The sequence below is a fragment of the Comamonas aquatica NBRC 14918 genome (genome assembly GCF_000739875.1).
Taxonomy (GTDB): domain Bacteria; phylum Pseudomonadota; class Gammaproteobacteria; order Burkholderiales; family Burkholderiaceae_C; genus Comamonas; species Comamonas aquatica.
The window spans coordinates 120,053-145,749 of sequence record NZ_BBJR01000022.1; the positions used below are offsets into that span (position 1 = coordinate 120,053).

Below are 25,697 nucleotides of genomic sequence, written 5' to 3' on the forward strand. Positions count from 1 at the left end.
CTGCCTGATCCTCCACGATTGAAGGTTAAGAATGAGCTACTCCAAAGCAAATATCACCAAGCGCAAGTTCGACGTTGTCATCGTTGGCGCTGGCGGCTCCGGTCTGCGTGCCGCCCTGGAACTGTCCCGCGCCGGCCTGAGCGTGGCCTCGCTGTCCAAGGTCTTCCCCACCCGTTCGCACACCGTGGCCGCCCAGGGTGGCGTGTCCGCGTCACTGGGCAACATGTCGGAAGACAACTGGCACTACCACTTCTACGACACCATCAAGGGCTCCGACTGGCTGGGCGACCAGGACGCGATCGAGTTCATGTGCCGTGAAGCACCCAACGTCGTGATCGAGCTCGAACACTTCGGCATGCCGTTCGATCGCAACCCCGATGGCACCATCTACCAGCGTCCGTTTGGCGGCCACACCGCCAACTACGGCGAAAAGCCCGTGCAACGCGCCTGTGCGGCCGCTGACCGTACCGGTCACGCCATGCTGCACACGCTGTACCAGCAAAACGTCGCCTCCAAGACCAACTTCTTCGTGGAGTGGATGGCCCTGGACCTGATCCGCAACACCCAGGGTGATGTGGTCGGCGTGACAGCCCTGGAACTGGAAACCGGCGACCTGTACGAACTGCACGCCAAGGCTGTGCTGCTGGCCACCGGCGGTGCCGGTCGCATCTTTGCTGCCTCGACCAACGCCTTCATCAACACCGGTGACGGCCTGGGCATGGCGGCGCGCGCCGGCATCCCGCTGCAAGACATGGAGTTCTGGCAGTTCCACCCCACCGGTGTGGCCGGTGCTGGCGTGCTGCTGACCGAAGGCTGCCGCGGCGAAGGCGCTATTCTTTTGAATAGCGAAGGCGAACGCTTCATGGAGCGTTACGCGCCCACGCTGAAGGACCTGGCACCCCGTGACTTCGTGTCGCGCTCCATGGACCAGGAAATCAAGGAAGGTCGCGGCTGCGGTCCCAACAAGGACTACATCCTGATGAAGCTGGACCACCTGGGCGCCGACACCATCCGCAAGCGCCTGCCTTCGGTGGAAGAAATCGGCCACAACTTCGCCAACGTGGACATCACCAAGGAACCAATCCCTGTGGTGCCCACCATCCACTACCAGATGGGTGGCATCCCCACCAACATCAACGGCCAGGTCGTGACCTGGGACGGCCAGCAAAACCGCGTGGTGAATGGCCTGTACGCCGTGGGCGAATGCTCGTGCGTGTCGGTGCACGGCGCCAACCGCCTGGGTACGAACTCGCTGCTGGACCTGCTGGTCTTCGGCAAGTCGGCCGGCAAGCACATCGTGCAGTTCGTCAACGGCTTCGGCGACCATGCTGCCGTGCCCGCTGACGGTTCCGACCGCACCCTGGCCCGCCTGAACCAGCTGGATGAATCCAAGGAAGGTACCTACGCCCAGAACATCGCCGGCGACATCCGCGCCGCCATGCAGCAGCACGCTGGCGTGTTCCGCACGCAAAAGGGCATGGACGAAGGCACGGTCAAGATCAACGCCATCCGCGAACGCGTCGGCTCCGTGACCCTGAAGGACAAGTCCAAGGTCTGGAACACCGCCCGCATGGAAGCGCTGGAAGTGGACAACCTGATCGAAGTGGCCCAGGCCACCATGACCTCCGCTGCCGCCCGCAAGGAATGCCGTGGTGCCCACACCGTGTACGACTACGAACGCCCTGCGGACGACGCCGAGTGCCCACTGGGTCGTAACGACAAGGAATGGATGAAGCACACCCTGTGGGACAGCGCCTCCAACAGCCTGTCGTACAAGCCTGTGAACCTCAAGCCCCTGACCGTGGAATCCGTGCCACCCAAGGTCCGCACGTTCTAATCCAGCAGCAGCCCACGAAAGAAATATCAAATGAAGCGTACTTTCAAGATCTACCGCTACGATCCCGATAAGGATGCCAAGCCCTACATGCAGACCGTGGAGATCGAACTCGACGGCCACGAACGCATGCTGCTGGACGCACTGGTCAAGCTCAAGGCCCAGGACCCCACCATCTCCTTCCGCCGCTCCTGCCGCGAAGGCGTGTGCGGTTCGGACGCCATGAACATCAATGGCAAGAACGGCCTGGCCTGCCTGACGAACATGAACACCCTCAAGGGCGACATCGTTCTCAAGCCCCTGCCTGGCCTGCCCGTCATCCGCGACCTGATCGTGGACATGACGCAGTTCTTTAAGCAGTACCACTCGATCAAGCCCTACCTGCAAAGCGACATCTACGCGACGCCCAGCAAGGAACGCCTACAGTCGCCCGAAGAGCGCGAAGAGCTAAACGGCCTGTACGAGTGCATTCTGTGCGCCAGCTGCTCGACCAGCTGCCCCTCGTTCTGGTGGAACCCCGACAAGTTCGTGGGCCCTGCCGGTCTGCTGCAGGCCTACCGCTTCATCGCGGACAGCCGCGACACCGCCACCGGCGAGCGCCTGGACAACCTGGAAGACCCCTACCGTCTGTTCCGTTGCCACACCATCATGAACTGCGTGGACGTGTGCCCCAAGCACCTGAACCCCACGAAGGCCATTGGCAAGATCAAGGAGCTGATGGTGCGTCGCGCCATCTGATCCATGAACGACATGGACGCAATCCTCGAAGAACGGGAGCGCGACCTGCTGCGGTGGCGAAGCCGCCGCGGCCTGGTCGAGAACGATCTCTACATCGAGAAGTTTTTCGCCACCCATGGCAACCAATTGACGCGGAGACACGCAATTGGTTTGTCTGCCCTGATGGACTTGGCAGACAACGATCTGATGGACCTGTTCCTGCGCCGCAAAGAGCCAGAAGGTGCATTGGACACCCCTGAAGTTAGAGAAGTGCTGCAGATGGTGCGCAAGCCCATCTGATCAGCACAGCTTGCAAAAAAGGCCGACCAGAGCCGGCCGATCAGAGAAGGAAGTTGGAAATGAAACTCGCAGACAACAAAGCAACGCTGTCTTTCAGCAATGGCGCGCCCAGCGTCGAACTGCCGGTTTACCAGGGCAATATCGGCCCGGATGTCATCGACATCCGCAAGCTGTACGGCCAGTCGGGCATGTTCACCTATGACCCGGGCTTCCTCTCTACGGCGGCGTGCCAGTCGGCCATCACCTACATCGATGGCGACAAGGGCGAACTGCTGTACCGCGGCTACCCCATCGAGCAGCTGGCCAAGAACTGCAACTTCCTGGAAACCTGCTACCTGCTGCTGTACGGGGAACTGCCCAACGAATCCCAGAAGGCTGACTTCGAGAACCGCGTGACCCAGCACACGATGGTCAACGAACAGATGCAGTTCTTCCTGCGTGGCTTCCGCCGCGATGCCCACCCCATGGCCGTGCTGACCGGTCTGGTGGGCGGCATGTCGGCCTTCTACCACGACAGCACCGACATCAACAACCCTGAGCACCGTGAAATCGCCGCGATCCGCCTGATCGCCAAGATGCCCACGCTGGTCGCCATGGCTTACAAGTACGGCATCGGCGCCCCCTACATGTACCCCAAGAACGACCTGTCGTACGCCGGCAACTTCATGCGCATGATGTTCGGCAACCCTTGCGAAGAGTACAAGGTCAATCCCGTGGTCGAAAAGGCCCTGGACCGCATCTTCATCCTGCACGCTGACCACGAGCAGAACGCTTCCACCTCCACCGTGCGTCTGTGCGGCTCGTCGGGCACCAACCCCTTCGCCGCCATCTCCGCCGGCGTGGCCTGTCTGTGGGGCCCTGCCCACGGCGGCGCCAACGAAGCCTGCCTGAACATGCTGGAGCACATCCAGGCCAACGGCGGCATCGCCAAGGTCGGTGAGTTCATGGAGCAGGTCAAGGACAAGAACAGCGGCGTCAAGCTGATGGGCTTTGGCCACCGCGTGTACAAGAACTACGACCCCCGCGCCAAGCTGATGCAGGAAACCTGCAACGAGATCCTGGCCGAACTGGGCCTGGAAAAGGATCCGCTGTTCGCCCTGGCCAAGCAACTAGAAAAGATTGCCCTGGAAGACGACTACTTCGTCCAGCGCAAGCTCTACCCCAACGTGGACTTCTACTCCGGTATCGTGCAGCGCGCCATCGGTATCCCCGTGAAGCTGTTCACCGGCATCTTCGCCCTGGCCCGTACCGTGGGCTGGATCGCCCAGCTGAACGAACAAATGGCCGACCCCGAGTACAAGATCGGTCGTCCCCGCCAGCTGTTCACCGGCTCCGTCGCCCGCGACGTCAAGCCTCTGAACCAGCGTTGATCCCACGGGCTGCCCTGGTGGCAGCCCGCGCATCCGCACCGCCAAAGCCAGCACGCCGTCCCGCCTGCTGGCTTTTTTCATAGCACTTAGCGTTTTCCAAATAAGGTTTTCAGGTGCTTTTCAGCATCAAACCCTGGATTCACGAGCGCCAGCCACTCTGTTTATTAGAGCAGGAAAACCGTGCACCCCGGGGCACTTGCCTGGGGCGCCTGCACGGCGGCCACGGCAACACGCTACAGTGTGGGCCGTTGTGTTTCACCTGCGGCCGCCGTCCTGCGGCCTACCTCCATGGCCAAACGACCCCACCGCCGCCTCCCTCCCATCCACGGCGCTGCTGACATTGCCCAATCCCGCGAAGCCGGCCTGCTGGCCGCCCGCGTGCTGGAAATGCTGACCCCGCATGTGCAGCCCGGCGTCAGCACCGACCACCTGGACCGCCTGTGCCACGACTTCATCGTCGATGAGCTGCGCTGCATCCCCGCCAACATCGGCTACCACGGCTACCCCAAGACGGTGTGCGCCTCGGTCAACGAGGTGGTCTGCCACGGCATTCCCTCGGCCCAGGAGATCCTGAAGGACGGCGACATCGTCAACATCGACGTGGCACTGATCAAGAACGGCTGGTTCGGCGACACCTCGCGCATGTACACCGTGGGTCAGGTGGCGCCCAAGGCGCAGCAGCTGATCGACACCACCTACGAGGCCATGGTGGCCGGCATCCGCGCCGTCAAGCCCGGCGCCACGCTGGGGGACATCGGCCACGCCATCCAGACCGTGGCCCACCGCGACGGTTTTTCCGTGGTGCGCGACTACTGCGGCCACGGCATCGGCCAGATCTACCACGACGAGCCCCAGGTGCTGCACTACGGCTACCCCGGCCAGGGCATGGCGCTGCAGGAAGGCATGATCTTCACCATTGAGCCCATGCTCAACGCCGGCAAGCACGACACCAAGGAGCTGAACGACGGCTGGACCGTGGTCACCAAGGACAAGTCGCTGTCCGCGCAGTGGGAACACATGGTCGTGGTCACCGCCACCGGCTACGACGTACTGACCGCCTGGCCCGAAGGCACCGGCCGCTACCCCGCACCGTGAGCGCAGAAGGCCTCCCCTCCCTGGGCAATGGCTACGGCTACCTGGGCATTGCCATCGTGGCCGAGGTGCTGGCCACGTCCTTCCTCAAGAGCGCCGAAGGCTTCACCCGGCTGTGGCCCAGCGTGATCGTGGCCGTGGGCTACGGCATCGCCTTCCTGTGCCTGTCGCTGACCCTGCGCACCATCCCCACGGGCGTGGCCTACGCCATCTGGTCGGGCGCGGGCATCGTGCTGGTGTCGGCGATTGCCTGGATATTCCTGGGCCAGAAGCTGGATGCCCCGGCCCTGATCGGCATGGGCCTGATCCTGGCCGGCGTGCTGGTGATCAACCTGTTTTCCAAGACCGCCGGACACTGAGGCCTTCCACTCACCCCTGAAAAAAGCGCTTTCGAGGAAGCGCTTTTTTCATGTTCAGCCCCCGGCTCAGAAGCCGCGCAGCTGGCCCCACTCGGCAAAGTCGGCACGCGATGCTCGCATGCTGTTGATGGGTGCGGTCTTGTCCTCGTAACCCAGGGCGATGCCATAGGTCACCAGGTAGCCGTCGGGCACCTCCACGTGCTGCTTGACCACCGCGTCGTAACGGCGCCAGAAGCCCTGGGCACAGGTGGCCAGGCCTTCCTCGGTCGCCCGCAGCATGAAGGACTGCAGGTAGATGCCCAGGTCCATCCACTGCACCGGGCCCATGCGCTCTTCGGTGAACATGATCAGCCCGACCGGGGCACCAAAAAACTGGGCATTCTTGGCCAGCTGCTGCAGGCGCCCGGCCTTGTCCTCGCGCGGCACACCAATGCTGGCGTACAGGTCTTCGCCATTCGCAAAGCGGCGGGTGCGGTAGGGCTCCCACAGGTTGGGGGGGTAGGACAGGTAGGCGGGGTTTTCCTCGCCCGGGGTCTTGGCCACGTCGGCCAGCATGGCCTGCAGGGCATCGCCGGTCAGGGCAGCCACGCGCCAGGGCTGCATGTTGCCGCCCGAGGCGGCCAGCGCCGCATCCTGCATCAGCTGTTGCACCAGTTCGGCCGAAGGCACTTGGGAGGTAAAGGCACGCACCGAACGGCGCTCGCGCAGGGCTTGGGAAACGTCCATGGGCTCAGGTCTCCAGTCTCTGGGGGTGAAAAATCAAAACGGCAAGCGTACAAGAGCACAGCCTGGCACGGCGCCACCTTGGTGACGCGCGGCGTGCTTTTTTTCAGGGGGTGGTGGACGGCAAGCACCGGGGGCCGGCCACACAGACCCGCCACCGCCGACCTGCGCGCGCCATAACGCGGCTGGGCGCGGCTGAGTGCGGCTTACTTGCCCAGGATCTGGTCGATCTTGGATTTCTCGAAGTGCCCGCCACGCTCGCTTTCGCAGGGCACACAATCTGCCTTGAGCTGGTTGGACAGCTTTTCCACCGCCTGCCACAGCAGCTGCAGCTGCTGCTCGTGCGTGGCTGCGCCTTCGGCCAGCCCCTTCATGGCCTGGCTGACGGGGTCATCCTCCTGGGTCACGCCATAGGCCGTGAACACCTGGGGCGCTGCTGCCTTGGGGGCTGCGGGCGAGGCCTCCAGCTCGGTCACATCGGCGCTTTCGCCCTGCTTGGAAGGGATGATGCGTGCCGGAATGCCCACGGCCGTCGCGCCAGCGGGCACGGGCTTGATGACCACGGCATTGCTGCCGATCTTGGCACCATCGCCCACCTCGAAGCCGCCCAGCACCTTGGCCCCCGCGGCCACGACCACGTCCTTGCCCAGGGTGGGATGGCGCTTGGCGCCCTTGTACAGCGAGGTGCCGCCCAGGGTGACACCGTGGTAGATGGTGCAGCCGTCGCCGACCACCGCGGTCTCGCCGATCACCACGCCCATCCCGTGGTCGATGAAGACGCGCTCGCCAATCACCGCGCCGGGGTGGATTTCAATCCCGGTCAGCCAGCGGCCAATGTGCGAAGTGAAGCGACCCAGCCACTTGAAGTTGTGCGTCCAGCACCAGTGCGCCGGACGGTGCCACCAGATGGCATGCAGGCCCGGATAACAGGTAATGACCTCCCAGGTGCTGCGCGCCGCAGGGTCGCGGTCAAGAATGCACTGGATGTCAGAACGCAGTCGGGAAAGCATCAGAGGCCGTCACTTGTTACAAAAAGGGCTGCCAGTTTAGTGCTTTGGGGGCGTGCTCTGCAGCATGCTTTTGGCAACACCGCGCAGGATGTGGATTTCTTCCTGCGTCAATTGCGCACGGTTGAACATCTGGTTCAGGCGCGGCATCAGCTTCTTGGGCGCAGCCGGGTCCAGAAAGCCCAGGTGGGCCAGCGCCTGCGCCCAGTGGCCCAGCATGCCGGCCACCTGCTGCATGTCGGCGCGGCTGGGGTGCGGCGTGTGTTCCACCACCGGAAAACCGCCCAGGGCCTGGCGCCACTCGTAGGCGATCAGCTGGATCGCCGCGCCCAGGTTGAGCGAGCCGAACTGGGGGTTGGACGGAATCGACAGCGCCACGTTGCAGCGGTACACGTCGTCGTTGGCCATACCAAAGCGCTCGCAGCCGAACAGCAGGCCCACGCCGGTTTCCCCGCTGGCACTGGCCACGGCTTCGGTTTCATCAACCAAATCAGCCTCTGGCGCTTGTCCAGCCTGCGCCTTCAGCTCTCCTTGGATGAGCATTTCAAAGTGCTGGCGCGGCGCCCGGGTGGGCGGGCCAAAGTCGCGCGGCGTCATGGCTGTGGCGCACAGGTGCGACAGGCCGTCCACGGCCTCGTCCAGCGACTCGACAATGCGCGCCTGGTTCAGCACATCCAGGGCGCCGCTGGCGCGTTGGATGGTTTCCTCCTTGCGCAGCACATTCGCCCAGCGCGGGCGCACCAGCACCAGGTCGTCAAACCCCATGGTTTTCATGGCGCGGGCGGCAGCACCCACGTTGCCAGCATGGCTGGTCTCGATCAGGATAAAACGGGTTTTCATTCGGAGATCGGCCCGCATTGCAGATACGGGCAGCAGAAATCGGGCAAGCCGGTTAGAATTTGCGCCCTATTGTCGCTGCCCGCATCGCCGGGCGTGCGTAAACCCGTTCATCATCCGCGTTCAGCGGTGCGCCATCCCAGGTTGTGAGAGCAGAGACAGAGAAATTGGGGAGGGCCGCGCGCTGGGCGCCAACTGCACAATTTATGTCGTCTTCCTCCCTGCACCCCATGCTCAACGTGGCCATAAAGGCCGCACGCGCCGCCGGCGCCATCATCAACCGCGCGGCCCTGGACGTTGAATCGGTCCGCGTGGCCCAAAAGCAAGTCAACGACTTCGTGACCGAAGTGGACCAGGCTGCCGAGCGCATGATCATCGAGACCCTGCTGGGCGCCTACCCCGGCCACGGCATTCTGGGCGAGGAAAGCGGCAAGGAATTCGGCGCCAAGGATTCGGACTACGTCTGGATCATCGACCCCCTGGACGGGACCACCAACTTCATCCACGGCTTCCCCGTGTACTGCGTCAGCATCGCGCTGGCCGTCAAGGGCAAGATCGAGCACGCCGTGGTCTACGACCCCACCCGCAACGACCTGTTCACCGCCACCCGTGGCCGTGGCGCCTTCCTGAACGAGCGCCGCATTCGCGTAAGCAAGCGCGCCCAGCTCAAGGACTGCCTGATCTCCACCGGCTTCCCCTTCCGCCCCGGTGACAACTTCCGCGCCTACATGCGCATGTTCGCCGAGATCACCCAGCGCAGCGCCGGCGTGCGCCGCCCCGGTGCCGCCGCCCTGGACCTGGCCTACGTGGCCGCGGGCTTCACCGATGGTTTCTTCGAAACCGGCCTGTCCATCTGGGACGTGGCCGCCGGCAGCCTGCTGGTGACCGAAGCCGGTGGCCTGGTCGGCAACTTCACGGGTGAAGCCGACTTCCTGGAACAGGCCGAATGCCTGGCCGGCAATCCCCGCGCCTACGGTCAGTTGGTCGGCATCCTGGGCAAGTACAGCAAGTTCGCCGGGGTGGAGGACAAGCTGGGCGTCGACGCCGCCGTGGCCGCCGACAAGCAGGACGACGACAGCCAGGACGACTGATCCACCGCGCCCCGACGCGCCATCCAGCCGCAAGCGCGCACGCCTTGCGGCTTTTTTTACGCCTGTACCACATGCGCCGCCGGCCTACGGCGCTGCGTCCGTGCTTGCGCCACCATGCTTGGCATGCGGCACCCGGCTGCCGCGCGCAGGAGAACCAGGTGGAATACAAGGACTACTACCGCATCCTCGGTGTGGACAAGAACGCCAGCGCCGAAGACATCAAAAAAGCCTACCGCAAGCTGGCACGCAAGTACCACCCCGACATCAGCAAGGAGCCCGATGCGGCCGCCCGCATGGCCGAAGTCAACGAGGCCAACACCGTGCTGTCCGACCCCGACAAACGCCTGGCCTACGACCAGTTGGGGGAGGCCAGCCCCCCGACCGGCGCCGGCCACCGCCCGGGCCAGAGCGCGGGTTTCCAGCCACCGCCCGGCTGGGACCAGCAGGACTTCCATTTCCACAGCACTGCCGACGGCGCCGAGCACCCCGAGTTCAGCAGCTTCTTCGAAGAGCTGTTCGGCCGCGGCCAGCGCACGCGCCGCAGCGGCCCGGCGCCAGACCTGCGCGGCCAGGACCAGCATGCCGCCATCGAACTGGAGGTGCCCGACAGCTACCACGGCGGCATGCGCGTGCTGAGGCTGCGTGGCGTACGCCTGGATGCCCAGGGCCATGCCATGGAGGACGAGCGCGAGCTGCAAGTCACCATCCCCCAGGGCGTGTACGAGGGACAAATGATCCGCCTGGCCGGCCAGGGCCTGCCGGGCTATGGCCAGGGCCCGGCCGGCGACCTGCTGCTGGAGGTGCGCTTCAAGGACGACAAGCGCTGGCACACCCAGGGCAAGGACGTCTACCAGCAACTGCCCCTGGCCCCCTGGGAGGCGGCGCTGGGGGGACCGGTGGAATTCGACACCCTGGCCGGACCGCTGGAGATCCACATCCCGCCCGGTTCGCAGGCCGGGCGCAAGCTGCGCGTCAAGGGCAAGGGCCTGCCCAGCCGCACGCCGGGCGACCTGTACCTGGTGCTCCAGATCATCGTGCCGCCGGTGTTCAACGATGCCCAGCGCCAGGCCTATGCCGCCCTGTCCCAGGCCTTTGACGGCCGCAACCCTCGCACCGGAGGCACCGCATGACCACCCCCTTCTACACCCCGCCCGATGTGCTGGACGAACAGGCCCTGAGCCTGGAGCAACTGGCCGCCGCCTGCCGCATGGCGCCGCAATGGGTGGTTGAGCGCGTGACCACCGGCGTGCTGCACTGCGACACCACCGATGCCACAGGGCACAGCAGCCCCCAGTCTTGGCGCTTCAGCACCCACACCGTGATCCGCGCGCGGCGCATCGCACAGCTGGAACGCACCTTCGAGGCCGACCCGGAGCTGGCCGCACTGACTGCCGACCTGATGGAAGAAGTGCGGCAGTTGCGCCGCCGCATCAGGGGCTGATCCCCCTCGCACGCCCGGCGCCAGCCGCATCCCGGATAATTCCTGCCTGATTTTGGCGGCCGCTTGGCTGCGACCGTCCACACCGAGGAATTTGAGCTTTGTCCACATCTGACGTTTCCACGCACACCCCGAACAACAACAGCGTGCAGACCGCCACTTCTCCGCTGACTGCCCCCATCGAGCAGCACACGCCGATGATGCAGCAGTACATCCGGCTCAAAGCGGACTATCCGGACACCCTGGTGCTCTACCGCATGGGCGACTTCTACGAGGTCTTCTGGGACGACGCAGAGAAAGCTGCCCGCCTGCTGGACATCACCCTGACCACGCGCGGCCAGTCTGCGGGCTTTCCGGTGGCCATGGCCGGCGTGCCCTTTCACGCCCTGGAAGGCTATCTGGCGCGCCTGATCAAGATGGGCGAATCGGTGGCGATCTGCGAGCAGGTCGGGGAAGTCGGCGCCAGCAAGGGACCGGTGGAGCGCAAGGTGGTGCGCGTGGTCACCCCCGGCACACTGACCGATGCCGAACTGCTGAGCGACAAGCAGGAGGCCATGCTGGTCGCCCTGCACACCGCTGGGCGCCAGCGCTGCGGCTTGGCCTGGATGAGCGTGACCCAGGGCCGCATCCACCTGGCCGAATGTGCCCAGGACGAGCTGGGCGAATGGCTGGCGCGCATCGGCCCCAGCGAGGTGATCTACAGCGCCGGCGTGACCGAGCGCTTTGAGCAAGGGTTGTTCGCCCTCAAGCACAGCGGCGCCATCGCCTGCCCCTTGAGCCCGCGCCCCGACTGGCAGTTCGATACGGGCCTGGGCGAACGCAAGCTGCTGGAGCTGCTGGGCGCCGCCAGCCTGAAGGCCTGGGAGGCCGAAGCCCTACCCCTGGCGCATGCCGCCAGCGCCGCCCTGCTCAGCTACGCCGAGCACACGCAGGGCCGCAACCTCACGCACATCCACAGCCTGCAGGTGCAGCGCGACGACCAGCTGATCAACCTGCCCCCCAGCACGCGCCGCAACCTGGAGCTGGTCAAGACCTTGCGCGGCGAGGACAGCCCCACGCTGTTTGCGCTGCTGGACACCTGCCTGACCGGCATGGGCAGCCGCCTGCTCAAAAGCTGGCTGCTGGAGCCCCAACGCGACCGTGCCGATGCCATCGCCCGCCTGCAGGCCACCACCGTGCTGCGCGGCAGCGATGCCCTGGGCGGCACCATGCCCTGGCAGGCGCTGCGCGGCGAGCTCAAGGGTGTGAGCGATGTGGAGCGCATCACCGCGCGCACCGCGCTGCGCCAGGTGCGCCCGCGCGAGTTGGTGGCCCTGGGCAAGACGCTACAAAAAGCGCAGCTGCTGGCGCAGACCACACCCTCGCCATCGCCGTATTTGAACCAGATTTTTCAGGACCTGGTGCCGCCCAGCGGCTGCGCCGAGTTGCTGGCACGCGCCATCCTGGACGAGCCCGCAGCCCTGGTGCGCGATGGCGGCGTGATCGCACGCGGCTTTGATGCCGAGCTGGACGAGCTGCGCGCCATCCAGGAAAACTGCGACGAGTTCCTGCTGGAGCTGGAAGCCAAGGAAAAGCTGCTCACCAACATCCCGAACCTGCGCGTGCAGTTCAACAAGGTGCATGGCTTCTACATCGAGATCACCAACAGCTACAAGGACGTGGTGCCCGCGCGCTACCAGCGCCGCCAGACGCTGAAGAACGCCGAGCGCTACATCACACCCGAGCTGAAGGCGTTTGAAGACAAGGCCCTGTCCGCGCAGGAGCGCGCGCTGCAGCGCGAGAAGTTCCTCTACGAACAGCTGCTGGACCAGTTGCAGCCCCACGTGCCCGGCCTGACCCGCGTGGGCCAGGCCATCGCGGCGCTGGATGTGCTGTGCACCCTGGCCGAGCGCTCGCTCACCCTGCACTGGAACGCCCCCGAATTCACCAGCGTGCCCTGCATCGAGATCGAGGCCGGCCGCCACCCCGTGGTGGAGGCGCGCATGGCCGAAACCTCCAGCGGCAGCTTCATCGCCAACCACACGCGCATGAACGTCAACACGCGCATGCAGATCATCACCGGCCCCAACATGGGCGGTAAATCGACCTACATGCGCCAGGTAGCGCTGATCGTGCTGCTGGCCAGCATGGGCAGCCACGTGCCCGCCGCGGCCTGCCGCCTGGGGCCCATCGACGCCATCCACACCCGCATCGGTGCGGCCGACGACCTGGCCAACGCCCAGTCGACCTTCATGATGGAGATGACCGAGGCCGCGCAGATCCTGCACGCCGCCACGCCGCACAGCTTGGTGCTGATGGACGAGATCGGCCGCGGCACCAGCACCTTCGACGGCCTCGCCCTGGCCAGCGGCATTGCCACGCAGCTGCACGACAAGACGCGCGCCTTCACCCTGTTTGCCACGCACTACTTCGAGCTGACGGAGCTGCCCGCCAAGGCCAAGGCCGCCGTGAACGTGCACGTGGGTGCGGCCGAGTCGGGCCACGACATCGTCTTCCTGCACGAGATCCAGCCCGGCCCGGCCAGCCGCAGCTATGGCGTGCAGGTGGCCAAGCTGGCCGGCATGCCAGCCGCCGTGCTGAACCACGCGCGCCACACGCTGGAGGCCCTGGAAGCGCGCGACGAAGCCGGGCGCGAGCAGGTGGACCTGTTTGCCGCCCCGCCCCTGCCGGCGTCCGCCCTGCAAGCCACCCCGGTCGAGGATGCGCTGGCGCAGATCAACCCCGACGCCCTCAGCCCGCGCGAGGCGCTGGAAGCCCTGTACCAGCTGAAGAAGCTGGCGCAGCGTACGTAACCCCCCAGCCCTCCGCCGACACTGCCACCCGCCAGCGGGCACTACACTTGCTTGCCCCTGCGGCTTTCCTGCCCTTATTGCCATGACCTACTGCATCGCCATCAAGCTCAACGCTGGCCTCGTCTTCCTGTCCGACTCGCGCACCAACGCGGGGCTGGACCAGATCAACACCTTCCGCAAGATGATGATCTACGAGCAGACCGGCGACCGGTTCATGGCCCTGCTGTCGGCGGGCAACCTGTCGATCTCGCAGTCGGTGCGGGAGATCCTGCAGACCCAGCACATCCGCGACGATGCGACCGGCGAGGTGATCAGCATCTGGAACGCCAAGAGCATGTTCGATGCAGCCCGCGTGCTGGGCGCCGCCGTGCGCCACGTGTACGACCGCGATGGCGTGGCGCTCAAGCGTGCCGGCGTGGACTTCAATGTCTCCATGCTGTTCGGCGGCCAGATCCAGGGTGAGGGCATGCGCCTGTTCCAGGTCTACTCGGCCGGCAACTTCATCGAGGCCACCAGCGAAACCCCGTTCTTCCAGATCGGCGAGTCCAAGTACGGCAAGCCCGTGCTGGACCGCGTGCTGCACCCCGAGCTGCCGCTGGACGAAGCCGCCAAATGCGCCCTGGTGTCCATGGACAGCACGCTCAAGTCCAACCTCTCGGTGGGCCTGCCGCTGGACCTGGCGGTGTACGAGGTCGGCAGCCTGCGCTGCGACAAGGTGGTGTGCATCGACGAGCACAACCCCTACTTCCAGATGCTGCGCAGCAACTGGGGCAAGCGCCTGCGCGCGGCCTTCGACAGCATCGAGGACCCGCAGTGGTTCGGCGGCAACAGCACCGTCCCTCTGGTGATGGACAAGCCCGGCGCAGTCAAGAAAATCACCACGCCCGAAGAAAAATTGATCTGACGCAGCCGCAGCGGCTGCGCCCTCCACGCAGAACCGGCTCCGTATGCAACCCCTGATCTTCTCGCACGCCAACAGCTTTCCTGCTGGCACCTACCGCCTGCTGTTTGCGCTGCTGCGCGAGCGCGGCTTTGATGTGCACGCCGTCGACCGCTTCGGCCACGATGCGCGCTACCCCGTCACCGACAGCTGGCCCCACCTGGTGCAGCAGCTGACCGACTTTGCCGCGCCCCTGGTGCAGCGCTGGGGCCAGCCTGCCCTGCTGGTCGGCCACTCGCTGGGCGGCTTTCTCAGCGTCATGGCTGCCGCCCAGCACCCGCAGCTGGCCAGCGGCGTGCTGATGCTGGACTCGCCCCTGATCAGTGGCTGGCGCGCGCGCTCGCTGGAGATGGCCAAGCGCGCCCAACTGGTCGGCGCGGTCTCGCCGGGCAAGATCAGCCGCAAGCGCCGCAACCTGTGGGCGCAGCGCGAGGAAGCGCTGGCGCTGTTCCAGAGCAAGAAATCCTTCGCCCGCTGGCACCCGCAGGTGCTGCAGGACTATGTGAACCACGGCCTGGCCGAGGACGCCGAGCAGCGCATCACCCTGCACTTCACGCGCGAGGAAGAAACCGCCATCTACAACACCCTGCCGCACAACCTCAGCGCCCTGCTGCGCCGCCACCCACTGCGCTGCCCGGCGGCCTTCATCGGCGGCCTGTCGTCCAAGGAAATGAAGCAGGTCGGCATGGACATGACGCTGCGCATCACCCACGGCCGCATCATGATGCTCGACGGCAGCCACCTGTTCCCCATGGAGCAGCCCGAAGTGACGGCCGCCGCCATCGAAGCCAGCTGGCTCAACCTGCAGGCCGCAGCGCGCAAGCCCTGACGCGGCAATCCTTAAAAAAGAGAAGCAGCCCGCGCCTGTTAAACCTTGCTTTCAACGCGCTTTATATCCACAAGCCAATTGAATCCAGCGCTGACCGCTATTCTTTTATTTATTGTTTGAACACGGCACCGCCATGGCACTGGATTACCTGGATTTTGACTACAGCGAAGACGAAGACGGCAACGGCACCTGGGACGCCATGGCCAGGGTGGCCGACGGCCGCTGGACCGCGCTGCTCGAGGAAGTGCGCCAGGTGCTGCACTGGGCCAGCCACGACTTCCGCGGCCGCCGCGCACCACTGGAGGACGGCGGCGACTGGGACTACGACCTGAGCGCCCAGGACGACGACCACGGCCGCGCCCTGCGCATCCGCTGGGACCGTGCGAACGACGCGTTGCAGGCCGAGGGCCCGCAACCCGGGGGCTATGGCACCGTGACGCTGACCCTGACGGGCAACACCGCCTTTGGCGACGCACTGCGCCAGGCGTTTGATCTGGAATGAGGGAGAAAGCAGCGCCACGAACGGGCAAAGGATGGAGCGGGTGATGGGAATCGAACCCACGTATCAAGCTTGGGAAGCTGGCGTTCTACCATTGAACTACACCCGCCTTGCAGCTGGACTGCCGGTTGACGGCAGTGCGCAAAGCGGACGCTAATCTAACACAAATGCATGCTGCCTCCCGCGCAGTCTCTGCGCATTTTCGGCCTCCCGTATGACCAATGACCTTCACCCCCTGCCCTACGCCGTTCTGATGGTCTGCATGGGCAACATCTGCCGCAGCCCCACCGCCCACGGCGTGCTGCGCGACATGGTGCACGCGCGGGGCTGGAGCGCCTGGCTGCGCGTGGACTCGTGCGGCACGCACGCCTACCACGTGGGCGAAGCGCCGGACCGCCGCAGCCAGAAGCACGCCCTGCAGCGCGGCTATGACCTCAGCGATCTGCGGGCGCGCCAGCTGACGCGCGAGGACTTCGAGCAACACGACCTGGTGCTGGTGATGGACCACGAGAACCTGGCCCGTGCCCAGGCCCTGTGCCCTCCGACGCAGCGCCACAAGCTGCACCGGCTGACCGAGTTCTGCCGCGAGATGCGCAGTGCCGTGGTGCCCGACCCCTACTACGGCGGCGACCAGGGCTTCGAGCATGTGCTGGACCTGATCGAGGATGCCTGCCAAGGCGTGCTGTCCCACGTGCACAAAGAGCACTTGACACGCTGAAGCACGTCCATGTCGCCGCACCGGCCGGGCTGGTGCCTGGATGGCACAGGTCTTTTCAGGCGGACGTCAGCCCCGGCAGGCCTGCGCCACGGCGGGACTGCCTCCCACCAAAGGCAGCCCAGGCATGAGGTCTCTGCCCGCAGGCCGCGGCAATCCCGTTAAGGTGCGCCCTTTGCTTTTTCGATCCAGGTATTCCGGTTTTCCGTGCATCACATCCAACTTCACTACAGCCTGCAAGACAGCGCCTCCAGCCACATCATCCAGCACCCCTTGCTCGACATGCTGCAGGCGGTGGCCGACCAGGGCTCCATCTCCGGCGCGGCCCGGGTGCTGGGACTGTCTTACCGGCATGTCTGGGGGGCCCTCAAGAAGTGGGAAGCGCAGCTGGGCCGGGAAGTGATCCTGTGGGGCAAGGGCCATTCGGCCCAGCTCAGCCCCTTCGGGCTGCGCCTGCTGCTGACGGAACGCCAGGCCCAGGCGCGCCTGGCACCCCACATCGAAGCCGTCCAGGCCGAGCTGGAGCGCACCTATGCGCTGGGCTACGACGAGCACACCCCCATCCTGTCGCTGCACGCCAGCTACGACAGCGCCTACAGCCTGCTGCGCCAGTTTGCCGGCGCGCACCCGCAGCACGCCGTGCACCTGGACCTGACGCCCTGCGTCAGCGTGGACGCCCTGCGGGCCCTGCACGAGGGCCGCACCACCCTGGCCGGCTTTCACGTGCTGCAGGCGGCGGGCAAGCACTCCATGGCGGCGCACATCTACAAACCGCTGCTGCACCTGCAGCACTACCGCTTCATCCGACTGGGCCTGCGCGCCCAGGGGCTGATCGTGGCCGCCGGCAATCCGCACCAGCTGCACAGCCTGCAGGACGTGGCGCGCCAACAGGTGCGCTTTGTCAACCGCCCGCTGGGCACCGGCACCCGCGTGGTGCTGGCCGACCTGATGGCGCAGGCCCAGCTGCAGCCGGGCGACATCCTGGGCTTCGACGATGAAGAGCCCAGCCACAACGCCGTGGCCCAGGCCGTGGCCCAGGGCCAGGCCGATGTGGGTCTGGGCATTGCCTCCGCAGCACAGGCCAAGGGCCTGGACTTCATCCCGCTGTGCCAGGAGCACGACCTGCTGATCTGCCATGCCACGCTGCTGCAGCACCCGGCCCTGCAAGCGCTGTGCACCCTGCTGCGCACGCCCGCCTGGCAAAACCGCCTGCACAGCCAGGGGGGCCACGACAGCACCGGCTGCGGCGACATCTACACCCTGGACCAGTGCCTGCCCTGGTGGACCTGCGCACCTGCCACAACCGCAGCCAACACCTAGTAAAAACCCTGTATTTCACCCCATCCAGGCGTTAAAAATCCTGGATTTACACCTTCCCGTCACAAAGCCGTCAGCAACTGAGGGGTGCGCTCCGTAGAATCGCGCGACTGTGCATTCCTACACGTCTGCAAGAGGCGTCGGCCACACGTCGGCAGCCCACTTGCGGCACACATCGCGCTTTTTGGAGACACCATGCAAGCACTCTTACGACTCTCACGGGGTATCGACGGGCTCAACGCCTGGGTCGGTAAATATGTCATCTGGCTCATCCTTGCGGCCACCGTCATCAGCGGTGTCAACGCGGTGGTGCGCAAGGTCTTCCACACCAGCTCCAATGCCTTCCTGGAAGTGCAGTGGTACTTCTTTGCAGCGTCCTTCCTGCTGGCCGCAGGCTATACGCTGCTGGAAAAGGAACACGTCAAGGTGGACGTGATCAACGCCCGCCTGTCCCTGCGCACGCGGGTCTGGATTGACGTGCTGGGCTTCGCCCTGTTCCTGACCCCCATGTGCGCCCTGGTGCTGTACTACGGCGTGCCCTTCTTCCTGCAGGCCTGGAACACCGGCGAAATGTCCAGCAACGCTGGCGGTCTGATCCGCTGGCCCGTGTACCTGATGATGCCCCTGGGCTTTGGCCTGCTGCTGCTGCAGGGCCTGTCCGAGCTCATCAAGCGCATCGCCTTCCTGATGGGCCTGATCGACGATCCGACCGTGAAGATCGTGGAAAAGACCCCCGAAGAAGAGCTGGCCGAAGTCATCCGCAAGGCGGAAGAAGAAGCCGCGCGCAACGCCGCCAAGAGCGCCTGATCGCGGAGGGAGACATAGCTATGGAATTCATTGCAAACAATATGGCCCCGATCATGTTCGCGGGCCTCATCTGCTTCTTGCTGCTGGGCTTCCCGGTGGCATTCAGCCTGGGCGCCTGCGGCCTGTTCTTCGCCGTGGTGGGGATTGAGCTGGGCGTGCTGCCCGAAGCCCTGATGCAGGCCTTGCCGCTGCGCATCTACGGCATCATGCAAAACGAGACGCTACTTGCGATTCCGTTCTTCACCCTGATGGGGTTGATATTGGAACGCAGCGGCATGGCGGAAGACCTGCTGGACACCGTGGGCCAGTTGTTCGGCCCCATCCGTGGTGGCGTGGCCATTGCGGTGATTCTGGTGGGTGCCATGCTGGCGGCCACCACCGGTGTGGTGGCGGCGTCCGTGATCTCCATGGGCCTGATTTCGCTGCCCATCATGCTGCGCTACGGCTATGACCGCCGCATCGCCTCGGGCGTGATTGCCGCCTCCGGCACGCTGGCACAGATCATTCCGCCATCCCTGGTGCTGATCATTCTGGCCGACCAGCTGGGTCGCAGCGTGGGCGACCTGTACAAGGGCGCCTTCGTCCCCGGCTTCATGCTGGTGGGCTTTTACATGCTGATGATTTTCGCCATCGCCATCTTCAAGCCCGCGATGGTGCCGGCCCTGCCGCCCGAAGCGCGCAGCCTGAAGGAAAAGGACGGCTCCAGCGGACTGACTTCGCTGCTGCTGCTGACCATCCTGTGCGTGGGCGTGTCGGTGTTTGCCGCCCACAACATGGAAACCATCCACACCTGGTTCACCGGTGAAGTGGTGGAAAAAGTGGCCAAGGACGAGACCATCGTCTTCGCGATGTGCTTCGGCGTGGCGCTGGCCTTCGTGGCAGCGTCCATCAACCGTGTCACCGGCCTGGGTCTGCTGTCGCACGTGGCGGAAAAAGTCACCTTCGTGCTGATCCCCCCGCTGCTGCTGATTTTCCTGGTGCTGGGCACCATCTTCTTGGGCATTGCCACGCCCACTGAAGGCGGCGCCATGGGTGCCCTGGGCGCCATGATCCTGGCCGTCAGCCGCAAGCGCCTGAGCTACCAGTTGCTGCGCCAGGCCCTGGTTGGCACCACCAAGCTGTCGTGCTTTGTGCTGTTCATCCTGATCGGCGCCACCGTGTTCGGCCTGACCTTCCAGGGCGTGGACGGCCCACTGTGGGTGGAGCACCTGCTTTCGGACCTGCCAGGCGGCCAATTGGGCTTCCTGATCCTGGTGAACGTGATGGTGTTCTTCCTGGCGTTCTTCCTGGACTTCTTCGAGCTGTCCTTCATCGTCGTGCCGCTGCTGGCCCCCGTGGCCGACAAGCTGGGCATCGACCTGATCTGGTTCGGCGTGCTGCTGGCGGTGAACATGCAGACCTCCTTCATGCACCCCCCGTTCGGCTTTGCGCTGTTCTTCCTGCGCTCGGTTGCGCCCGACAAGGAGTACACCGACAAGGTCACCAAGAAGCGTATCGCACCGGTGACCACCATGCAGATCTACAAGGGCGCAATTCCGTTCCTGTGCATCCAGCTGCTGATGGTGGGCCTGATCATTGCCTTCCCGGGCATCGTCTCCAGCGGCCTGGACGAGAAGGTGGACTACGACCTGGACGCCATCCGCGAACAGATGGAATCCTCCATGCCGGCACCGATCGACTTCGACAATCCGTACATGGAGCAAAGCAACGGCACGGGCAGCGCCCCCGCCGAGGACGATCCACTGAAGGCCTTGCAAGACTCGCTCAAGTAAGCGCCGGTTTCGCACCGCTCCCAGCCCCTGCCGCTCACGCCGCAGGGGCTTTTTTCATGCCCGCAGGCCGCAAAAAACATAGCAGCCAGCACTCGCGCAGCAGCTCATCCCTTGCGAAAACGCTTGGAAAGCTTGATACAACAAGCGGCAAATGCTCCTATTTTTCAAGGATTTACCCTGATTTACCTCGAAAAATCGGGCCCCTCACCACCGTCCCGGCGGTGTCTTTGGGTACACTGCGCCCCGGGTGCCCGCCACATGCGGTGGTGATGGCAGGTGAATGTTCATGTGCAAGTCGGGCCGCTTGCATGCACTCAGCGAAAGTCCGTCCGTGCACCCCCATGACCCCCAGGGCCAGGCCCCCCTGCACCCTCAATTTCCCGCGCCCAGCGCGCGCATCCCCACCCTGCAGACCGTGACCGACAAAGCCTCCGCCGGCTTTGCCCGCATGCTGCATATCGAATCCATGAGCGGCATCGTGCTGCTGATCGCCGCCGCCGTGGCCTTGCTGTGGGCCAACTCGCCCTGGGCCGCCAGCTACTTTGACACCTGGCATGCGCCGCTGTCGCTGACCCTCGGCCCCTGGTCGGTCAACACCGACCTGCACTTCTTCGTCAACGACGTGCTGATGACCATCTTCTTCCTGGTCGTGGGCATGGAGATCCGCCGCGAGATCCACAACGGCGCCCTGTCCAACCTCAGCCAGGCCGCGCTGCCGGTCATCGCCGCCATCGGCGGCGTGGTCGTGCCCGCACTGATCTATGTGGCGCTGGCCGGCAACGATCCAGCGCTGCTCAACGGCTGGGCCATACCCACGGCCACCGACATTGCCTTCGCCGTGGGCGTGCTGGCCCTGCTGGGCAAGTCCATCCCCGGGCCGCTGCGCATCTTCCTGCTGGCATTGGCCATCATCGACGACATCGTGGCCGTGCTGATCATTGCCTTCTTCTACTCCGGCGGCCTGGACTACAGCGGCTTTGGCGTGGCCTTGGTCGGCCTGCTGCTGGTGCTGCTGTTCAACCGCATGGGCGTGGCGTCGGCGTGGATGTACGTGCTGCCCGGCGCCGTGCTGTGGCTGGGCCTGCTGCAGACCGGGGCCCACCCCACGCTGGCCGGCGTGGTGCTGGGCCTGATGACCCCTGTCGCCATGCGCCCCGCCCCGCGCCACCACCTGGAAGTGGCGCAGACGGCCCTGGCACGCGTGCACCTGCACGCCCGCAGCGGCGACTTTGACGCCACGGTGCTGCGCCACGAGCTGAAGATTGCCACCCTGGCCCAGCGCGACCTGCTGCCGCCCGTGTTCCGCCTGCCCATGATGCTGCACCCCTGGGTGGCCTTCGGCGTCATGCCCATCTTCGCGCTGGCCAATGCCGGCGTGCAGTTCGGCGGGGTGGACCTGTCGGCCAGCGGACCCGCCACCGTGGCCCTGGGCGTGATGGTGGCCCTGGTGCTGGGCAAGCCAGTGGGCGTGCTGCTGGCCACCTTTGTGGCCGTCCGGCTGCGCCTGTGCACCATGCCCCAGGGTGTGACCTGGCCCGGCGTGCTGCTGGTCGGCATGCTGGCAGGCATTGGCTTCACCATGGCCATTTTTGTCGGCGGACTGGCGTTCAGCCAGCCGGAACTGCTGGCCGCAGCCAAGATGGGCATCCTCGGCGCATCGGGCGCTGCCGCCCTGCTGGGCCTGCTCTACGGCTTTGCCATGCGCAAGCGCCTGGGCGCGACCGAGGCGGCCTGAGCCCGGGGCTGTCAGGCTGCTTGCGCGGCTCTCTCTGACCCAGGGCATGCCGCGCCGGCACTGGCGCCGCCACCCTACAAAAAAGCCGGAGTGCCTTGCAGCCACCGGCTTTTTTATGGGAATCCCCGGCACTCACTCGTGGCGCAAGGCCTCGATCGGGTCCAGCTGCGCAGCGCGGCGCGCCGGGAAGTAGCCAAAGACCACGCCAATCGCCGCCGAAAACACAAACGACAGCAGATTCACCGTGGGGTTGAAGACAAACGGCACCTGCATCAGCTGCGCCAGCGTCACCGAGGCCACGGCCGCAATCGCGATGCCGATCAAGCCCCCCAGCGCCGCCAGCACCACGGCCTCGATCAGGAACTGCAGCAGCACCTCGCGCTCCAGCGCGCCAATCGCCAGGCGCAGGCCGATCTCGCGCGTGCGCTCGGTCACGCTGACCAGCATGATGTTCATGATGCCGATACCCCCCACCAACAGACTCACCGCGGCCACCGCGCCCAGCAGGGTGGTCATCACCTTGGTGGTGCCGGCCATGGTGTCGGCCAGTTGCTTGGTGTCCAGCACGTTGAAGTTGTCCTCGTCCATGGGTGCCAGCTTGCGCAGATCGCGCAGCAGGTCGCGCAGGCTGCTCTTGACGCGCTCGGGATCGCTGTCTTCGGCCATGGACACCAGCAAAGTGTTCACCCGGGTGTTGCCCGTGACCCGGCGCTGCAGGGTCTTGAGCGGGATCAGCACCATGTCGTCCTGGTCGTTGCCGAAGGCCCCCTGGCCCTTGGAACCCAGCAGGCCGACGATCTCGCACGAGAAGGCTTTCACCCGCAGGTGCTGGCCCAGGATGTCCGGGCTGTTCTGAAACAGTTCGCGGTGCAGGGTCGAGCCGATGATGCACACGGCCGCACCGGCGCGCAGCTCTTCGGGCGTGAACACGCGGCCCTGCTCCAGCTTCCAGTTGCCGGTCTGCAGCCAGGCGTTGGTGCTGCCGATCACGCTGGACGACCAGTTGCGGCCGTTCGCCACCAGGGTGGTGCCGGAACGCGCCTCCGGGGCCACGGCGGCAATGCCGCCGATTTGCTGGGCAATAGCATTCGCGTCCGTGTCCTTGAACGCCGGTGCGGCCGTTGTCCCGGGCCCCATGCGCTGCCCCGCGCGGATCTGCAGCAGGTTGGTGCCCAGGCCCTGGATCTGCGTCTGCACGGCCAAGGTGGCGCCATTGCCCAGGGTGACCATGGTGATCACCGCGCTGACCCCGATCACGATGCCCAGGATGGTCAGGAAGGAGCGCAGCAGATTGCGGCGGATGGATCGCAGCGCCAGCAAGATGGTGTTGCCAAACATCAGCCTTCCCTCCCTTGCGCCAGGCCATCGCCCGCAGATGGCGCCGCGGCACGCAGCATGACCGAGGCGTTGGGCACATCCGTGTCCAGCAGCCCGTCCTTGAAGCGCACGATGCGGCGCGCGTACGCGGCCATCTCGGGCTCGTGCGTCACCATGAGCACGGTGATGCCCTGCTCATGGTTGAGCTTCCACAGCAACTCCATGATTTCCTCGCTGCGCTGGGTGTCCAGGTTGCCCGTGGGCTCGTCGGCCAGCAGCACCACCGGGTTGCTGACGATGGCGCGCGCAATCGCCACGCGCTGCTGCTGCCCGCCCGACAGTTCGGCCGGCGTGTGGTGCTCCCAGCCGTTCAGGCCCACGGCCTCCAGCGCCCGGCGCGCCGCCTGGTGGCGCTGCGCGGCCGATTCGCCGCGGTACAGCAGGGGAAGTTCCACGTTTTCCTGCGCCGTGGTGCGCGGCAACAGATGGAAGCCCTGGAACACAAAGCCGAAATAGCGCCGACGCAGCCGTGCGCGCTCGTCACGGTCCAGGCCTTCGACGTGCACGCCCTTGAACAGGTATTCGCCCGCCGTCGGCCGGTCCAGGCAGCCCAGGGTGTTCATGGCCGTGGACTTGCCCGACCCGCTGGGCCCCATGATGGCGACGAATTCGCCCTGCGCGATGTCCAGGTCCACGCCCTTGAGCGCCTTGAAGGCCAGGCCGCCTTCGCCATACACCTTGACGATGTTGCGCAACCGGATCAGCGGTGGGCTGGCGCCGCCGTCAGCAGCCTGCGGTGCGGCCTCGCTCATCGCGCGGCCCCGCTGCGCTGGTCGGTGATGACCTGGGCACCTTCGGCCAGCTTCTCGCTGTCCACCTCGGTCATGCGGCCATCGCTGATGCCCGTCTTGACCTGCACGGCCACAGGCTGCTCGCCCTCCAGCACCCAGACGTAGCGGGTCTGGCCCGGGCCCATGGCCTGCGCGCCACCCGCGCCGCCACGGCTCATGCGGGGACGCTGGGGCATCAGCTGGCCCATGATGCCGCCGCTGTTGCCCCCCGAGGCGCCCTGCGGGCGGGGGTTGCGCTCTGCGCCAGGGCCGCCCGATCGCTCGGCGGCGGGGGCCGCGCCCTCCACCGCCGGAGCCTGCATGCCCACCGGCGTGAAGCGCAGCGCCGAATTGGGCACCAGCAGCACATCGCTGCGCTCGTTGGCGCGGATGGACGCCGATGCCGTCATGCCGGGGCGCAGCGACAGGTCCTCGTTGCGCACATCCAGGCGCGCCAGGTAGGTCACCACGTTGTCGGTCTTGGTGGAACCATAGTCCACGCGCGTGACCTTGGCCGGGTAGGTGCGCGAGGGGTGGGCGCTGACCGTGAAGCTGGCACGCTGGCCGGTCTGCACCTGGCCGATGTCGGCCTCGTCGACCGAGACTTCCAGCCGCAGCTTCTTCAGGTCTTCTGCCACGGTGAACAGGGTCACGGCCTGCAGCGAGGCAGCCACGGCATTGCCGGGGTCCACGGAACGGGTCAGGATCACACCGTCGATGGGCGACTTGATCGAGGCCTTGGACAGGTTGGTCTCATCGGTTTGGAGTGCGGCGCGCGCATCGTCGACCGAGGCACGGGCGGCGGCTTCATCGGCCACCGCACGATCGACCGAGGCACGCCCGGCATCCATTTCGGCGGCGGACGGCACCTTGCCTGCGGACAGGCGATGGACCTCTTCCTGGCGGGCGAAATTGGAGCGCGCCTCCTTCAGGGTGGCCTGGGCCTGCTGCAGGCGCGCCAGCGCCGAGGCCACGGAGGCCTTGGAGCGGTTCAACTGGGCATTCAGCTTGTCCGTGTCCAGCACCACCAGCACCTGGCCCTGCTTGACCTCGTCGTTGACATCCACCAGCACCCGGCGCACCGTGCCGGACAGCTCGGACCCGACGTTCACCGTCCGCGTCGGTTGCAAGGTGCCGTTGGCCGACACCGTGATCGACAGATTGCCGCGCTTGACCGCCTCGGCCACATACACCGGCTTGGCGTTCACCTGTTGCTGGTGCTGCCAGTAGGCATAGGCACCGGCGGCACCCACGATCGCCACCACGCCGATCCAGACCGTGGGGCTTTGCCACCAGCGGCGTGCCAAGCCGTCACCCAGTAATTCCTGGACCTCCTTGGAGGTGCTTGCGGAGTTTTTCTTGTTCATCGCTTTGTC

Annotated in this window: 24 protein-coding genes and 1 tRNA gene; 18 read left to right on the top strand and 7 right to left on the bottom strand. The window is 65.6% G+C overall.

The window, feature by feature from the left end; genetic code table 11:
* The first annotated feature begins 31 nt into the window (after positions 1-31).
* The 6 genes from sdhA (at position 32) to CA2_RS02755 (ending at position 5,672) form a co-directional block, all read left to right on the top strand.
* Positions 32-1,837, top strand: coding sequence for a succinate dehydrogenase flavoprotein subunit (gene sdhA / locus CA2_RS02730; protein WP_042412377.1), 1,806 nt, complete (start codon positions 32-34; stop codon positions 1,835-1,837).
* A 30-nt stretch (positions 1,838-1,867) separates the two neighbouring features.
* Complete coding sequence (locus CA2_RS02735) at positions 1,868-2,572, top strand: succinate dehydrogenase iron-sulfur subunit (RefSeq protein WP_042412378.1); 705 nt, start codon at positions 1,868-1,870, stop codon at positions 2,570-2,572.
* A gap of 3 nt (positions 2,573-2,575) precedes the next feature.
* Complete coding sequence (locus tag CA2_RS02740; RefSeq protein ID WP_042412380.1) at positions 2,576-2,851, top strand: FAD assembly factor SdhE; 276 nt, start codon at positions 2,576-2,578, stop codon at positions 2,849-2,851.
* 59 nt (positions 2,852-2,910) lie between these two features.
* Positions 2,911-4,221, top strand: coding sequence for a citrate synthase (locus tag CA2_RS02745; protein WP_042412382.1), 1,311 nt, complete (start codon positions 2,911-2,913; stop codon positions 4,219-4,221).
* Between the two features lie 288 nt (positions 4,222-4,509).
* Positions 4,510-5,316: a type I methionyl aminopeptidase gene (map, locus tag CA2_RS02750; RefSeq protein ID WP_042412384.1), complete on the top strand. Its 807-nt coding sequence runs from the start codon at positions 4,510-4,512 to the stop codon at positions 5,314-5,316.
* A 20-nt stretch (positions 5,317-5,336) separates the two neighbouring features.
* Complete coding sequence (locus CA2_RS02755; RefSeq protein WP_042412531.1) at positions 5,337-5,672, top strand: SMR family transporter; 336 nt, start codon at positions 5,337-5,339, stop codon at positions 5,670-5,672.
* Between the two features lie 66 nt (positions 5,673-5,738).
* Here CA2_RS02755 and CA2_RS02760 read toward each other — a convergent pair whose 3' ends face one another.
* From CA2_RS02760 to CA2_RS02770, 3 genes are all read right to left on the bottom strand, one after another.
* Entirely contained in the window at positions 5,739-6,398 is a 660-nt protein-coding gene (locus CA2_RS02760) for a nitroreductase (RefSeq protein WP_042412386.1), read from the bottom strand.
* 203 nt (positions 6,399-6,601) lie between these two features.
* The gene (cysE, locus tag CA2_RS02765) at positions 6,602-7,405 is read right to left on the bottom strand and encodes a serine O-acetyltransferase (protein ID WP_042412389.1); all 804 of its coding nucleotides are present in this window, start codon (positions 7,403-7,405) and stop codon (positions 6,602-6,604) included.
* A gap of 36 nt (positions 7,406-7,441) precedes the next feature.
* Positions 7,442-8,242, bottom strand: a complete 801-nt coding sequence (locus CA2_RS02770; protein ID WP_042412392.1) for an RNA methyltransferase — start codon at positions 8,240-8,242, stop codon at positions 7,442-7,444.
* Between the two features lie 203 nt (positions 8,243-8,445).
* On the opposite strand from CA2_RS02770, the gene CA2_RS02775 reads away from it, so the two are divergent.
* The 7 genes from CA2_RS02775 (at position 8,446) to CA2_RS02805 (ending at position 15,831) form a co-directional block, all read left to right on the top strand.
* Positions 8,446-9,330 carry an inositol monophosphatase family protein gene (locus tag CA2_RS02775; RefSeq protein ID WP_042412394.1) on the top strand — a complete coding sequence of 295 codons (885 nt, stop codon included), beginning with the start codon at positions 8,446-8,448 and terminating at the stop codon, positions 9,328-9,330.
* A 158-nt stretch (positions 9,331-9,488) separates the two neighbouring features.
* Complete coding sequence (locus CA2_RS02780; protein ID WP_042412533.1) at positions 9,489-10,460, top strand: DnaJ C-terminal domain-containing protein; 972 nt, start codon at positions 9,489-9,491, stop codon at positions 10,458-10,460.
* Complete coding sequence (locus tag CA2_RS02785) at positions 10,457-10,771, top strand: chaperone modulator CbpM (RefSeq protein ID WP_042412396.1); 315 nt, start codon at positions 10,457-10,459, stop codon at positions 10,769-10,771. The genes CA2_RS02780 and CA2_RS02785 overlap by 4 nt, the downstream gene beginning before the upstream one ends.
* 194 nt (positions 10,772-10,965) lie before the next feature.
* On the top strand, positions 10,966-13,560 hold the full coding sequence (mutS, locus tag CA2_RS02790; protein ID WP_042412536.1) for a DNA mismatch repair protein MutS: 2,595 nt from the start codon (positions 10,966-10,968) through the stop codon (positions 13,558-13,560).
* Between the two features lie 82 nt (positions 13,561-13,642).
* Positions 13,643-14,464, top strand: a complete 822-nt coding sequence (locus CA2_RS02795) for a proteasome-type protease (RefSeq protein WP_042412398.1) — start codon at positions 13,643-13,645, stop codon at positions 14,462-14,464.
* A 43-nt stretch (positions 14,465-14,507) separates the two neighbouring features.
* A complete protein-coding gene (locus tag CA2_RS02800) occupies positions 14,508-15,329 on the top strand; it encodes an alpha/beta fold hydrolase (protein ID WP_042412399.1) in 822 nt (273 codons plus the stop codon).
* A 133-nt stretch (positions 15,330-15,462) separates the two neighbouring features.
* The gene (locus tag CA2_RS02805; RefSeq protein ID WP_042412539.1) at positions 15,463-15,831 is read left to right on the top strand and encodes a hypothetical protein; all 369 of its coding nucleotides are present in this window, start codon (positions 15,463-15,465) and stop codon (positions 15,829-15,831) included.
* A 32-nt stretch (positions 15,832-15,863) separates the two neighbouring features.
* Here CA2_RS02805 and CA2_RS02810 read toward each other — a convergent pair.
* A tRNA-Gly gene (locus CA2_RS02810) sits at positions 15,864-15,937 on the bottom strand.
* A 105-nt stretch (positions 15,938-16,042) separates the two neighbouring features.
* Here CA2_RS02810 and CA2_RS02815 point away from each other — a divergent pair.
* The 5 genes from CA2_RS02815 to nhaA all read left to right on the top strand — a co-directional run bounded on the left by CA2_RS02815 (position 16,043) and on the right by nhaA (position 22,174).
* Positions 16,043-16,546: a low molecular weight protein-tyrosine-phosphatase gene (locus CA2_RS02815; protein WP_042412401.1), complete on the top strand. Its 504-nt coding sequence runs from the start codon at positions 16,043-16,045 to the stop codon at positions 16,544-16,546.
* Positions 16,547-16,750: 204 nt separating this feature from the next.
* Complete coding sequence (locus CA2_RS02820; protein WP_042412402.1) at positions 16,751-17,863, top strand: substrate-binding domain-containing protein; 1,113 nt, start codon at positions 16,751-16,753, stop codon at positions 17,861-17,863.
* 192 nt (positions 17,864-18,055) lie between these two features.
* Positions 18,056-18,667 (top strand): TRAP transporter small permease subunit, encoded by a 612-nt coding sequence (locus CA2_RS02825; RefSeq protein WP_042412406.1) that lies wholly within the window; start codon positions 18,056-18,058, stop codon positions 18,665-18,667.
* A gap of 20 nt (positions 18,668-18,687) precedes the next feature.
* Positions 18,688-20,439, top strand: coding sequence for a TRAP transporter large permease (locus CA2_RS02830; protein WP_042412408.1), 1,752 nt, complete (start codon positions 18,688-18,690; stop codon positions 20,437-20,439).
* Between the two features lie 331 nt (positions 20,440-20,770).
* The gene (nhaA, locus tag CA2_RS02835) at positions 20,771-22,174 is read left to right on the top strand and encodes a Na+/H+ antiporter NhaA (RefSeq protein ID WP_245620864.1); all 1,404 of its coding nucleotides are present in this window, start codon (positions 20,771-20,773) and stop codon (positions 22,172-22,174) included.
* A 132-nt stretch (positions 22,175-22,306) separates the two neighbouring features.
* Here nhaA and CA2_RS02840 read toward each other — a convergent pair whose 3' ends face one another.
* Genes CA2_RS02840 through CA2_RS02850 form a run of 3 tightly spaced genes read right to left on the bottom strand, consistent with a single transcriptional unit; the run spans position 22,307 to position 25,688 of the window.
* Positions 22,307-23,512, bottom strand: coding sequence for an ABC transporter permease (locus CA2_RS02840; RefSeq protein WP_042412412.1), 1,206 nt, complete (start codon positions 23,510-23,512; stop codon positions 22,307-22,309).
* A complete protein-coding gene (locus CA2_RS02845; RefSeq protein WP_042412415.1) occupies positions 23,512-24,303 on the bottom strand; it encodes an ABC transporter ATP-binding protein in 792 nt (263 codons plus the stop codon). The genes CA2_RS02840 and CA2_RS02845 overlap by 1 nt, the downstream gene beginning before the upstream one ends.
* Positions 24,300-25,688: an efflux RND transporter periplasmic adaptor subunit gene (locus tag CA2_RS02850; RefSeq protein ID WP_042412417.1), complete on the bottom strand. Its 1,389-nt coding sequence runs from the start codon at positions 25,686-25,688 to the stop codon at positions 24,300-24,302. The genes CA2_RS02845 and CA2_RS02850 overlap by 4 nt, the downstream gene beginning before the upstream one ends.
* Between the last annotated feature and the right edge of the window lie 9 nt (positions 25,689-25,697).